The 12,279-nt window shown below is 68.4% G+C and carries 12 protein-coding genes and 1 pseudogene; 6 read left to right on the forward strand and 7 right to left on the reverse strand.

The window, feature by feature from the left end; translation table 11 throughout:
- Positions 1-355: 355 nt before the first annotated feature.
- Positions 356-799 (reverse strand): hypothetical protein, encoded by a 444-nt coding sequence (locus tag AB0P06_RS35975; RefSeq protein WP_363615056.1) that lies wholly within the window; start codon positions 797-799, stop codon positions 356-358.
- Positions 800-1,308: 509 nt separating this feature from the next.
- Between AB0P06_RS35975 and AB0P06_RS35980 the strand changes: the two genes are divergently transcribed.
- Entirely contained in the window at positions 1,309-1,974 is a 666-nt protein-coding gene (locus tag AB0P06_RS35980; protein ID WP_363615059.1) for a 4'-phosphopantetheinyl transferase superfamily protein, read from the forward strand.
- Positions 1,975-2,164: 190 nt separating this feature from the next.
- On the opposite strand, the gene AB0P06_RS35985 is transcribed toward AB0P06_RS35980, so the two are convergent.
- Positions 2,165-2,683: a hypothetical protein gene (locus AB0P06_RS35985; RefSeq protein WP_363615061.1), complete on the reverse strand. Its 519-nt coding sequence runs from the start codon at positions 2,681-2,683 to the stop codon at positions 2,165-2,167.
- Positions 2,684-2,896: 213 nt separating this feature from the next.
- Here AB0P06_RS35985 and AB0P06_RS35990 point away from each other — a divergent pair, with 213 nt between their 5' ends.
- Together AB0P06_RS35990 and AB0P06_RS35995 are read left to right on the forward strand one after the other, a co-directional pair.
- On the forward strand, positions 2,897-3,238 hold the full coding sequence (locus tag AB0P06_RS35990; RefSeq protein WP_363615063.1) for a hypothetical protein: 342 nt from the start codon (positions 2,897-2,899) through the stop codon (positions 3,236-3,238).
- 76 nt (positions 3,239-3,314) lie between these two features.
- A complete protein-coding gene (locus tag AB0P06_RS35995) occupies positions 3,315-3,722 on the forward strand; it encodes a hypothetical protein (protein WP_363615064.1) in 408 nt (135 codons plus the stop codon).
- Between the two features lie 18 nt (positions 3,723-3,740).
- Here the strand turns inward: AB0P06_RS35995 and AB0P06_RS36000 are convergent, their stop codons facing one another.
- On the reverse strand, positions 3,741-4,373 hold the full coding sequence (locus tag AB0P06_RS36000) for a class I SAM-dependent methyltransferase (protein WP_363615066.1): 633 nt from the start codon (positions 4,371-4,373) through the stop codon (positions 3,741-3,743).
- Positions 4,374-4,519: 146 nt separating this feature from the next.
- Here AB0P06_RS36000 and AB0P06_RS36005 point away from each other — a divergent pair, with 146 nt between their 5' ends.
- Both AB0P06_RS36005 and AB0P06_RS36010 read left to right on the forward strand, forming a co-directional pair.
- Entirely contained in the window at positions 4,520-4,777 is a 258-nt protein-coding gene (locus AB0P06_RS36005; protein WP_363615068.1) for a tyrosine-type recombinase/integrase, read from the forward strand.
- 659 nt (positions 4,778-5,436) lie between these two features.
- Positions 5,437-5,697: an ATP-binding protein gene (locus AB0P06_RS36010; protein WP_363615078.1), complete on the forward strand. Its 261-nt coding sequence runs from the start codon at positions 5,437-5,439 to the stop codon at positions 5,695-5,697.
- 105 nt (positions 5,698-5,802) lie between these two features.
- Here the strand turns inward: AB0P06_RS36010 and AB0P06_RS36015 are convergent, their stop codons facing one another.
- The gene (locus tag AB0P06_RS36015) at positions 5,803-6,423 is read right to left on the reverse strand and encodes a hypothetical protein (protein ID WP_363615070.1); all 621 of its coding nucleotides are present in this window, start codon (positions 6,421-6,423) and stop codon (positions 5,803-5,805) included.
- Between the two features lie 513 nt (positions 6,424-6,936).
- On the opposite strand from AB0P06_RS36015, the pseudogene AB0P06_RS36020 reads away from it, so the two are divergent.
- Positions 6,937-8,181 (forward strand): annotated as a pseudogene (locus tag AB0P06_RS36020) (ISL3 family transposase); the annotation flags it as partial.
- A gap of 44 nt (positions 8,182-8,225) precedes the next feature.
- Here the strand turns inward: AB0P06_RS36020 and AB0P06_RS36025 are convergent.
- The 3 genes from AB0P06_RS36025 to AB0P06_RS36035 are packed head-to-tail and all read right to left on the reverse strand — an operon-like array spanning position 8,226 to position 12,116.
- A complete protein-coding gene (locus AB0P06_RS36025) occupies positions 8,226-8,708 on the reverse strand; it encodes a tyrosine protein phosphatase (protein WP_363615072.1) in 483 nt (160 codons plus the stop codon).
- Position 8,709: 1 nt separating this feature from the next.
- Positions 8,710-11,049: a tyrosine-type recombinase/integrase gene (locus tag AB0P06_RS36030; RefSeq protein WP_363615074.1), complete on the reverse strand. Its 2,340-nt coding sequence runs from the start codon at positions 11,047-11,049 to the stop codon at positions 8,710-8,712.
- Positions 11,046-12,116 (reverse strand): tyrosine-type recombinase/integrase, encoded by a 1,071-nt coding sequence (locus AB0P06_RS36035; protein ID WP_363615076.1) that lies wholly within the window; start codon positions 12,114-12,116, stop codon positions 11,046-11,048. Before AB0P06_RS36035 ends, AB0P06_RS36030 begins: the two co-directional genes overlap by 4 nt.
- Between the last annotated feature and the right edge of the window lie 163 nt (positions 12,117-12,279).

Below are 12,279 nucleotides of genomic sequence, written 5' to 3' on the forward strand. Positions count from 1 at the left end.
CGACGCCAACACCAGGCCCGGACCAGCCACTACAAGAGACGAGGCCACAGCCCAAGAGCTGAAGCCTCGTCACGCTAAGCACCGTTGCAGTACTAGGCCGGATTCGGCCGACCGCCGCAGGCTGCCGGTGCCGGATCCCCCGCCCGCACCCCTGGCAGGCATCCGGCACCGGCAGGGCGGGCGGCGGTGGCGACCTGATCGCGCTCATCCAGGACGAGTTGGGCCTGCCGGTCACCGAGGCCGACGCGGCGCTCCTCGCTCAGGACCGGCCAGACACACTCCCCTACGGCGTGCGCGGCCAGGACGTCGCCCGACCCGGGCGGATGCTGTTGGCGAAATGCGTGCTGCCGGGGGATCAGCAGGTGACCGGCACCGTTACGGTGGCGGTCGCCGGCGGCCAGCCCTGCCTCACGGTCTGGAGGGTGGCCGTCACGCTGGAGCCGCACGGGACGGTGCTCGCGACGTAGCCGACCGCGAGCCCGCCACGGGGCACGATGCCGGTGAGGTTCTCGGTTTCGAGAGGGACGCCGCCGGTGATGCCGAGGTTCAGGCTGTACGAGACGGACTGCGGGATCCAGTCGGAACGGGCAGGTGTCGAGTAGCCGGCGGCGGACACGAGGCCGCCGTCGACCGTGACGCAGACCTGGTTCCGGACGATGCCGACCGGGCCGTAGGCGCAGGTGGTCGCGGACGGAGTCGCGACCGTGCCCGTGGTCTGCGCGGTGGCCTGGGCGGCGCCCGCGACACCGAGCCCGGACAGTGCGGCACCGGCCGCGAGGACCGCGACGAAACGCTTCATCAGAGTTCTCTCCTTCGAAAACCGACAGCAAGAGGGGCCGGGAAACGCATGTGATATGTCACGCTTCACATGTCGCATGCTTCCATGACACCCCGCCCATCACCCCTGGCCGGACCCAAATACCGGGATGAGTACCGGATTTGACCCCCCGGTGGCTCAAATCCGCGCCGTGTCATCGGCACCCCGGCCAGGCCCACGGCACGGCCGGCCGCCGCCCACCGGGATCACGGCATCGCGCTGCACGGCCCGTTGAAGTCCGTCACCTCCACGCAGGACCACGGCGAAGCCGCCCACGGACGGGACGCACGCCTGGTTCATGACACACCCCGGGCCCGCACCCGAACCTCCCACCTGGCAGCGCTTCGCCCCACCGGATCACATCCGGCGGGGCGGAGTCGAGGACCCACACGCCATGTCGCCGACAGCATGCCGGGCGGTCCGGGGCCCGCTGGGCTAGGCTCGTTCGGCGCGGCGCGGGGCCGCGTGGTGCGGACGAAGAGGGGGAGCCCGTGATCGGCGAACTGCTGCCTGTTCCGGTGGTGGTCGAAGTGGCGTACGACGACTCGCCGGAGGCCCGGCTGGAGCCCGCCGAGGAGGCGGTGATCGCCAGGGCGGTGGAGACCCGGCGCCGGGAGTTCGCCACGGTGCGCCACTGCGCCCGTACCGCGCTCGGCCGCCTCGGTGTGCCGTACCGGCCACTGGTGCCGGGCCTGCGCGGTGCACCGAGCTGGCCCGCCGGGGTGGTCGGCAGCCTGACGCACTGCGCCGGGTTCCGCGCCGCCGCCGTGGCTCTGGCCCGTGACGTGGTCTCGCTCGGCATCGACGCCGAGCCCGCACAGCCGCTGCCCGCGGACGTGCTGGAGGCCGTCGCACTGCCGGGCGAGCAGGACCGGATATCCAAGCTGCTCGCCGACCACCCCCAACTTCCCTGGGACCGGCTGCTGTTCAGCGCCAAGGAGTCCGTCTACAAGACGTGGTTCCCACTCACCGGGCTCTTCCTGGACTTCCACGAGGCCGACCTCACGTTCCACCCGGACGGCACCTTCCGGGCCGAACTGCTGGTGCCGGGGCCGGTCGTGGACGGGCGGCGGATCGACGCCTTCGACGGCCGCTGGGCGGTGCGCCACGGCCTGCTCGCCACCGCGATCACCCTCCTGCCCGCCGGACGGCCGTAGCGAGTCGCCGGACGGCCGCCGACGAGACGCCGACGAGACGCCGCAACACTCCCGCAACGGCCATGGTACTGGTGAGCTCGCGTAATCAACTGTCGCGTATTCGCAGCCGTAGGAAGCCTGGTGGTGACTGTTCGTAGTTCTGGACGGATGCGGCTGGAGGACGGGGAGCTTCTTCTGTCGGGTCAGGAGGTCAGGAACTCGGCGAGCCCGTGTCGATGACGATCATCTTCTCCAGCGTGTACCTGTCCAGGTTCGGATGGTGCTCTTGCTGGCCAACCCGGATGCGGTGGAAGCGGAAGGTCCCGTTGGTGGTACTCGCGCTAACGATGCATCGGATCTGGAGCGGAGGTTCGACGGACCGCCCGAGATGGCAGATGTGCAAGGCCAGCGTGAGGCCCTGGGCCAGCAGTAGCCTTTGATCGGCCTCGGCGATGACGGGCTCGCCGTCATCCAGGACATCGACGGTCACGGGCACGAAATCCTCAAGGTGGAAGCTGTTGACGCTGCACTCCCACGCGGTGAGGTCGATGAAGCCTCCGGGTCCGGTGTCGCGCAGGTGACGGGCGGTATCGGTCAGCACCACGGCGTCCCCGTGGCGAGTGATGCCGTTGGCTGTGAGATCACGGAGGCCAGCTGTCAGTCCCTGTGGGGACTGTGTCGGTGCGAGTCCTGCCCATGCGCCGAGCAGGGCCGCCGCCGCATCGTTCATCTGCACTGTAAGCACGTGGGCAAGGATCCCTCAGGGGCTCAGGAGGACGGGAAGCAGGGCCGCTTTAACGGTCTTGGTGCTGGTGAGCTCGCCTATTCGGCTACCGTCAGTTCGCGGTGCTGTCCAGCCGGATGGTGACCGTAGGTGGTCGCCTGCGGTGTATCGGCTCCACGTCCCACCGGTCTCCTTAAGGAGGCGACTGGTGGTCTTGTCGTGGTAGCCGAGAGCATCCGCGACGACGGGGGCAGGAAGTTCAAGGAGTTGCTGTCGGATGGCGGCGCCGCGCGCGGCGGCGACCGGGATGCCGATCTCGCACAGGAGCGCGGACAGGTGGTCTGGGCGGGCAGGCTGGCTGCCCGCCGGCCGGGGAAGAGCCAGCGCGATGCCTGGTTAGTGGCGGTGTTCATGTTGTCGCGGCCTGCGATGTACTCCAGCAGCAGGGATGCGACTGGTACGGGGACGGGTGAGGCGGGTTCCCCGAGCCGCAGAAGCGTTGCTTCTCCGTCGTTGAGCACGTCGTCGACCGTCAACTGGACGATGCGGGTCAGGGGTTGAGCGTAGAGGAGAACGATGACGCCGGCGACACGAAGTCGCATCGGCGTACCAGGCGTCGAACCGCGCCCGGACCGCCATGGACCGCCTCCTGCGCGGCGAGATCCCGCCCGGAGGCCGATGCGACATCAAGACCCTCGCCAACGAAGCCGCCGTCGACCGCACCGCCTTCTACGGAGCCCGCCCCTATACCCACCTGCGCGAAGAGTTCGAACGCCGACTCCAAGCCCTGCAACAGGCCGGAGAGGTCACCGACCCACAAGAGGCCCAGATCGCAGACCTGAAAGCTGAGGTCACGGCGTTGAAGGAACGCCTGGCCCGCTCCGCGGGCACTATCGACGAGCTCACCGACTTCCGGGCCCGGGCTCTCGCGAGGCTCGCCGCCCAGCACGAGGAGATCGTCCGCCTTCGCGGCACCGCCGACGCGGCCAGCCGCATCACCCGGCTTCCCACGGTTCGCACCATCACGATCGGCTCGAGCAGTTGACGCCGACCAGCAGCCGAGTCAGCTGCTGTTGCGGAAGACGAGCAGATAGCGCCAGAACAGGAGTCTGCGCAGAGTGAATCCGGGCAACAGCACCGCGGCCTCCTGCCGGATCTGGAACAGGGGCATGGTCGGCGGCGCCACCGGTGCCTTGGCCAGGCCACGTCCGGATCCGGCGGAGGTGGGGCGGATCTTGTCCATCACCGCAACCGCCAGCCTGGCAACGGCATTGGCGGGAACCGCCGCCAGGCTCCAGGCCCAGTCGACTCGCGTCTTCTCCGGATAGCAGCCGAGGACGACCAGGACCCCTCCGGGCGCAAGCGCGTCGCGCAGCGCGGCGACCGTGTCGAACGGCATGTGGTGGATGCTCGCCAGGCAGGAGATGAAGTCGTAGTGCCCCTTCGGCAACTCAAGCTCAGTCACGTCCCCGTGCTCGAACCTGGGCGCCCTGCCGCTGGCTATCCCCTCGGATAAGGCGCGGGCCGCCGCGATGGCCTCCTCCGAGGGGTCAACGGCGCGGACTTCGACGTCCAGGCTCGCAAGCCGACGGGCGAACCGGCCGGTCCCGCAGCCGACATCCAGCGCCGCATGACAGCTCTGCGGCATCTGACGCAGGAGCAGACGGTGGTAGTGGTCATTGTGATCAAACGGCATGACCCGACTCTGTCACAGCAGCTCCGCAGCGATCATCCTTCCAGCAGCGCGACCACAGCAGTGAACTGCATCACACTGGAGCCTTCGGAATGCCACACACCGCACCGCCAGCGTCGCGAACACGGCGTCGACGATGGACGTGCTCAATGACCACACGAAGCTATCCGCACACAGCCTCTGCGGACAGAAGGCACTGTTGCGCAATGTCGCTGCTGCAGGCCGGCGTCGACACCACGGTCATCGCGCTCTGGCTCGGCCACGCCGGCGTTCGCTCCACTGACGCCTACGTCCACGCCGACATGACCATCAAGGAACAGGCGCTGGCCCTCACCGCACCGGTCACCGCCCGGCCGGGCCGCTACCGGCCCACCGACAAGGTCCTCGCGTTCCTCGACCGCCTGTGACACCGATCAGCTGCACCCCAGGATGAAAGCCCGACGCCCGCTGTCAGTCCTCCCACGGCCACCGGCTGAAGTGCCACCATCGACCGCGCGGTGAAACGGTGTGTCTCAAGGCCGGATGATCGAGAATTCTGCTGCCCAAACGTCCGACGATACGGGCGAGCTCGCGCGCGGACTTCGAAGGCAAGGCATGCATGACGATCTCCAGGAGCTCCCGCCACTCGTCCGGCTCCGGCGGACAGCAGGACGGTTCACCACATCCCGTGCGAACGTCAGGCGAACGCTGCCGTGGAGTATGCGCCAGCTCACTCCACGCAGCCAGAGCCTTGCCCACGTCACCGGGCGCGAAGCGACTTCGCTCCAAGCGGATGATCTCGGCCTGCGCCGAGCCAGAAACCTGACCGACCTTCGAATATCGCCCACGCTCAACCGGGAAGCTTCGGCGGTCCGAGCGCAGGTCCGAAGGACGCGTACGCGGCATGGTCCTTTCGCTGCATTGTCATGGCACCAGTGTGTCAGAAGCCGGGCAGCCATTCGTCAGCAGGACCCCACGACTATGCGGAACGAGCATTCCCCTCACCGGTTGCGGCCAGCCACGCTGACACCCCGTTCGGCATAGTCGCGGTCTCGGCATAGGTCCAGCTATGCGGATATCCGCATAGCTGGACGAGTTCGGCTACCTCAACCTGGACCGCAAGGGCGCCAAGCTGCTGTTCCAGATCTTCACCGAGCGCGAGGAGCGCAAGGCCACTGCCGTCGCCACGAACTCACCCTTCACTGAGTGGGACAAAACCTTCGGCGACGCCCGCCTCTGCGCGGCCATCGCCGACCGGATCACCTTCCGCTGCACCCTGATCCAGACCGGCACCGAGTCCTACCGCTACCAGGCCACCCAGGAATCCCTCCTCACCGCTCAGAGCTGACAACCCGCCAGGCAGCACGAAGGACTGGCCCCCACTGATGGCTGGCTCTGAGCATAAGAAGCGGTTCTGGCTCAGCTTTTGTTTGCGCCGTGAGGCGCCGTTGGTTCAGTGCTGGAGAGCGCAGTCATCCGCTGCCAGGTGCAGGTGCCGAAGGGTTTCCAGTTCGGCGGTGGGGAAGGCGTGCATCTGCCACTTCTGGAGGTAGCCGTCCTCGCCGTGGGTTCGCCGCACCTTCTCGGCAGCCATCAGGACCGCATGCGCCAGGGAGGTACGAGGACGTGTGGACGTCCACACGAGGGTGCCCTTGCCGTCCGGTGCGTCGAAGCTGGTCGACATGTCCGGGAAGCGACGGATCGCGATGTGCACGTCACTGTTTCGGCGACGAAGAATCCACCGCGCCTCTGCCGGTTCAAGGTCGAACGAGAACCGCTGGATGCCATGGGGGCCGTAAAGGCCCGTCACGCCTTTCAACAAGTCGGCGAGCGCGTTTGCACAGTAGCTGACGCTCTCCCGGTGCTTCGTCGAGCCGTCCCAGATCCTGCACGTCGCCCAGCCGGAGCCGCTCAGTTCCCAGCTGAAGTGCAAGGACCTCGTCACTGAATCCCCCTGATCGGTTGCGGACAACGCTACAGCGGTGCTGAAGGCGGGGGACGGCCGGGTACGCCACGCGACAGCCAGCTGGACCAGTGCGCCAGGCACTTCGAGGAACCCAACGGGCTCGATCACGGCATGCTGTCGCAGTACTCTCGCTTCGTGCGGGGCGGGCCCTGGCCACGACTTGTCAGGGAGGCAACCCGGGCCCGCGACCCCACGTTATCGACGACGCTGACCCGGTCTTTTCGGACACTCCGCCCAGACCCGCCCGGTCACCCGATCAGTGGCTCCCATTCCCGCCGAAGTGGCCCCCGAACTCACCGAAGAGCACCCGTCCCGGGCGAGTGCACCACCGCCACGAACGGTCTACACCCGGCTCCCGTTCACACCGAAGCAGTGGCTCTCATATGAGGTTCTGGCCCAGGTTGTGTGACCGGTGACGGTCCGTAACGGATCACCGGCTCTCGGCGGGCTCGTAGATCGACTGAAAGTCGTCGGCTCGGGTTTCGGGTGGCTGACAGTCGGCGACCGTGACGCAATCGTGGTCCCTGCTCCAGGAGTTGCTGTTCCCGTCAGTGCCGGAGGTGGCAGTGGTCCAGGTGGAACCGGTCGGCTCCGTGGTGCGGGTGGAGGCACGGTCAGGGCCTGACCCGCCGACACGGACAGAGCACCGAGCGGCTGCGCTCGGCGGTCGCTGCGGTCGGGCTGGCGCTCGCCGGCCGGGCCGGTGAACGGATGGCCCGGCTGCTGGGCCTGCGTGGGAGCCGCAGCACGCTGCTGCGGCGCGTGATGGAGATGCCGGACCTGCCCGTCGGCGCCCCGACCGCGATCGGGGTGGACGACTTCGCCCTGCGCAAGGGCCATGTCTACGGCACCGTGATCATCGACGCCATCACCCACCGGGTCTTGGATCTTCTCCCGGAGCGCGACGCGGCCACCCTCGGCCCGTGGCTCGCTGACCACCCGCAGGTCGAGGTGATCTGCCGCGACCGCGCCAGCGCCTACGCGGAGGCCGCCGATGCCGCGGCACCTCAGGCCCGGCAGGTTGCCGACCGGTACCACCTGTGGCATAACCTCACCCAGGCCGTCGAGCGCACCGTGCTCGACCACCGCTCCTGCCTGCACAGCCTCCCTGTCCTCGAGCCGGAGCCCGAACCGCAGTGGGAGGCCCCGATCCCCGACGACAACGGTGCCAACGATGACGGTGAGCCAACCGACCCCACCGGGCGGATGGCGGACCGGCGAAGCGCCCACCACGCCCTGATCCACGAGCTGCTGGAACGAGGGATGAGCATGCGCGAGGTTGCCCGCCGCCTTGGCTGGAGCCGCAACACCGTCGGCCGCTACGCGCACGCCGCGCGCTGGCAGGACATGATGAAGGACCGGCGCCCCCGGGCGAGCAAGCTCGACCCGTTCAAGCCCTACCTGGCCCAGCGGTGGGAGGAGACGGGCGGGAGGATCACCATTCGGGTGCTGTTCGAGGAGATCACCGCTCGGGGCTACCGGGGCGGCCGGACGCTCCTCGTCCAGTGGAAGCGCCAGGCCCTTGTTGCCCCGGACAGCACACCGCCACCACCCCCGCCACCCTCGATCCGGCAGGTCACCGGCTGGCTGACCCGCCACCCTGCCGGGCTCACTCCCGACGAGGAAGTCCAGCGCAAGGCGGTCCTCGCGCACTGCCCCGAACTGGACACCGCCGCTGGCCTGGTCACCTCCTTCGCCGAGATGCTCACCCGCCTGGAGGGCGAACGCCTCACCGAATGGATCACCGAGGCCATGACCTCGGGCCTGCCCGGGATCAGCACCTTCGCCATCGGCTTGAACAGTGACTACGACGCCGTCCACGCCGGACTGACCACCCACTGGAACTCCGGCCCCGTCGAAGGCACCGTCAACCGGATCATTCTGTGGAATCTGATTTGTCAACATCATGCCTATTTGAGCAGTTGCATCGTCCACTCTCGCTGCTCGGCGGTGTCTGGGACGGCGAGCCCGCGAGCTCGTTCGATCTGGTTCCAGGCGGTGTCGGGAGCGACGCCGTTGAGGATGAGGAGTGCGGCCGCGAGGAGGGATGAGCGTCCGATGCCGGCTCGGCAGTGGGTGACAACGTGTGCACCGTCGCGTAGCTGCTCGGCGAGTCTGTGCAGGGTAGGCAGGATCGCGGTGCAGTCGGGGACGGTGCGGTCGGGGATGGGTATCGCGACGAATTGCAGCCCGGCTGCTGTGGCTGTTCGGGGTTCGTCTGCGAGGCCGAGTTCGTCGAGTTCGGGTCCGGTGAGCGCGCAGACCAGGGTGTCGACGCCGCAGTTTTTCAGCGCGGCCATCTCGTCTTCAAGCCAGTCATTGCCGCGGGGTCTGGCCATGGTGCTCAGTCGTCCCGGGCCGGGGAGGTCGATGGTGAAGAGGGCGGGTCGCATGTCAGCAGCACTTTCGGTCGGTGGAGTCGGGTGATGATCGGACAGTCAGAGGCAGGGGGCGGCCAGGTTCGGCGCGGAGCTCGCTCGGGGTCGGGCCGGCTGGGGTGGCCACCTCGGAGAGGCGCTCGAGCAGGCGGTCGAGTGCGCTCTGGCCGTCGTCGACGGCGGCGCGTTCCTCTTCGGTGAGCGGAATGCTCACGAGCATGCGCTGCAAGTTATCCTTGGCTTCGACGAGTTGGGATTTCGTCGATTCCTTGGGAGTGTAGAAATCACAGCGGGCGCAGGCCATCCGGTGCTGGCACTGTTCGAAGAACGAGTAGGAGCACAGCCCGTGACCGAGATCGTAGTACTGCCATGGTTCACCGGTGGCCGCGGCCCCGGAGGTGACGGCATCTCGGTCGAGAAGGACCTCGACTGTGCGGACGTTGCGGGCGAAGTACCCGGCCTCGGTGTATGCCTTCGTGAGAGTGTTGGGCGTGATCTTGGCGTAGTACTGGGTGGATTGCGGTGAGCGGTGTCCGAGCCAGGCCTGTAGCTCGAACAGCGTCATCGGCTCCTTGGCGTTGTAGAGCTGGCTGGCGATGGTGGACCGGGCCCGGTGGCTGGTGATGTTCCCGCGGACATCGGCGGCCGGGACTCCGGCCTTGCGGCAGAGCATCGGGATGATCGTGTTGTTGATGTAGCTGGTGGAGACGCGGCGGGCCCGGACGGCGAACAGCGGGTCGACCAGCTCGTTGGTGCGGCGGTCGGTGAATTTCGGCTGGTCCGGGCGGATCTCCTGCCAGGCGTCGATGGCCTGGCCGAGGATCGGGTCGACCGGTTTGGTGAAGGCGGTGCCGGTCTTGTGGGTCGGGACGTCGAGCAGGCAGACCGCGTCGCGGGCCAGGACCTGCGGCGAGTCGCCGGCGATCGGTCTCCCGTCGTGCTGCCAGCGGATGCAGCCCAGCCTCAAGCGGGCGATTTCGTCGCTGCGTTGGCCAGCGAATAGCCAGGTCAGTGTGACCGCACGGACCAGTTCGAAGGGATAGAAGTGCCCAGACCGGGTCTGCGGCAGGTCCTCAGGTTCGAGGTTCAGGCCGGCCCACAACAGCTTGGCCCAGACCTCGTCGGCGATCACTCTGGGGTCGGGCCCGAGGAGGGCGGTGATGCTGCGAGGGATGGCCAGCGCGCACAGGGGGTCGAAGCGGCGGGGCAGCCACTCCCATTCCTGGCAGTCGCGGAAGAACGTTCGCAGCGCGGTGATCTGGGCCGCCTTGCTGGGGGCTTCCAGTGGCTTGCCGAGACGGTCCCCCAGCCCAACTGTGCGCTGGACGTAGTCGCCGACCTTCATCCGGTCCAGTGCGGCGATCCAGGATGCGCAGGTCTGCCGGGTCCAGTCGCCCGGATCGGCGGCGTCGGGCTGCTCGGCGGCGATCCACCGGCCGACCTTGAGCAGGTTCGAGCGGACGCCGCCGCGAACGCGCGGGGTCAGCGTCGAGGTGGCGTGCCAGCGGTCGGCCCATTGTTCCCAGATCGGCGCTCCGCCGCTGGCCCGGGCCGAGTGGCGGCCGGTGCCGGGACGCGGAGAATCGCAGAATCCGAGCTCGGCGACCGCCCGCTGCATTGCGTGCAGGGTGTTCAGCCTGCTGCCGTCCAGCAGCCCGTCACGGCGGACCCGGTCGAACAGTGCGGTGTCCAGGTCTTCGAGGTGTGGGCTGCGGTTGAGCAGGAACAGCTGGCAGGCCACCATCGGCAGCAGGGTGTCCTCGTCCCGGCCGAGCCGGTAGCCCCAGGCGCCCAGGACCGTACGAAGTCGTGTGACCTCGCCGTTGACGCGGTCGCGTCCGAAGATCCGCCAGGCCAGGGTGAGCCGCTGGAAGCTGCCGAGTCGGTGGAACTCGTTGAAGCCACCGAGCAGGTAGGCGTGCGCCGCGAGATAGGGGCGGACCTCGTCGCCTGCCCAGGCGGGCGCGTGCTGGCGGAACTCGGCCTGAGTGCGGCCGAGCAGGTGGAACCATTCCTCCTCGGTCCAGCCCCAGAAGGTCCTGCCGGTCTCCGCGCACCGCGTCAGCAACACCGCGACCACGTCGAGCATGGCCCGTCGGCGATGCGAGGTGGGCGGGGAGTCCAGTGCGGCGTTGACCGCCTCCAGCGGAACCAGCAGCCGCGCGATCACGCGCCAGCCGGGCGCGGACGGGTCGTGGTACTGCAGTCGCCGCAGGTTGCGCAAGCCCAGGTCGGCCACGGCCCTGGCCTCGGCGGGTCGCACTGCCACCGCGGCGTTGTCGCGGGGCCGGGAGATCGGCCAGGACCAGCGTCGGGCCCCGTCCTCGGCGGCGATGGCCGGCAGTGGTGCGGTCACCGCGACACCTCCGCCGTCGTACCGTCCGCGGACGTGAGCATCTGTATTCGCCAGGCATGGATGTGCTCCATGCCGCGGGCCAGCTTGTCGGCCAGGTCCCGGCCGGACAGGTGGATGTACTGGAGCGTGGAATCGGTGTTGCGGTGGCCGGCGAAGGTGGCGATGGCGTGCAACTCCCAGCCCATCCGGGCCAGATCGGTCAGACACAGGTGCCGGGTGGTGTGGGTCGAGAACCGCGGGACACCAGCCGCCAGGGCGATCCGGCGGACCACCTTCGACCAGGTCCACAGGGTCAGCGGCTGCCCGTGGTTGCGCCGGGACTCCGAAAGGAACAGCGGCCCCCGGGCCCGGCTGATCGTGGCCCGGTGGGCGAGGTAGGCCGACAGCAGCACTCCGGTCGCCGCCGAGTACGGCACCACCCGCTCCAGCCGATTCTTCGTCGTCTCCGCCCGCACCCTCAGCGTTCGGTGGGCCGGATCGAGGTCGTCGGTCCGCAGCGAGCACAGCTCCTCGCGCCGCATGGCGGCGTCGTAGGCCAGGGCCAGCATCACCCGGTTGCGGACCGGCTCCTCCCGCGCGACCTGCAGGATCTCCAGCCACTGCTGTTCGCTGGGGATCCATGCCAGCTTCGTGAGCCGCGGCACCAGTCCGCGCTTCTGCCCGCCTTGCTGGCGCCCAGGGGTATAGCGGCCCCGGCCCACCGGGTTCGACTCGCGCAGACCCTCCTCCATGAGGAAGTCGTAGAACAGACGGACCGGCACCAGACGCTGCTGAATCGTGGCGTTCGCCAGCCCTGACCCAGAGTCGATCACCACCACGTTCGCACCCCGACGGTGCGGTCGTGAGGTCAACTCCCTTACGTAGAAGGCGATGTCGGCGCGATTCGCGGTGGCCGGGTCAACACCCTCCCGCTCGCACATCAGCAGGTACTCCGCCAGCCCACGCGCGTAGGCGTCGATCGTCCTCGGTGCCCGCCCCAGATCGGTCCAGATCTCCAGCCACACCGCCGCCTGCTCGTGCCGGCCCAGCACCGGCCACTTCTCCCTCAGCACCGTCGTGCCGCTCAAGCCATCTCCCAAGTCCGTGGTTGCACCGGGGAGACATGATCACCCCGGCAGATTCCACGTAACTTTTAAGAGGGCGGTTCGAGAGTTGATGTCCGTTTCGAGTTGAGGTTGGGGAGAGGGCTGCTGGCTGCGGGGGTTCGGTCGGCTACTGCTTCTTGGTGAA

This window comes from Kitasatospora sp. NPDC088351 (assembly GCF_040685575.1).
Classification (GTDB): domain Bacteria; phylum Actinomycetota; class Actinomycetes; order Streptomycetales; family Streptomycetaceae; genus Kitasatospora.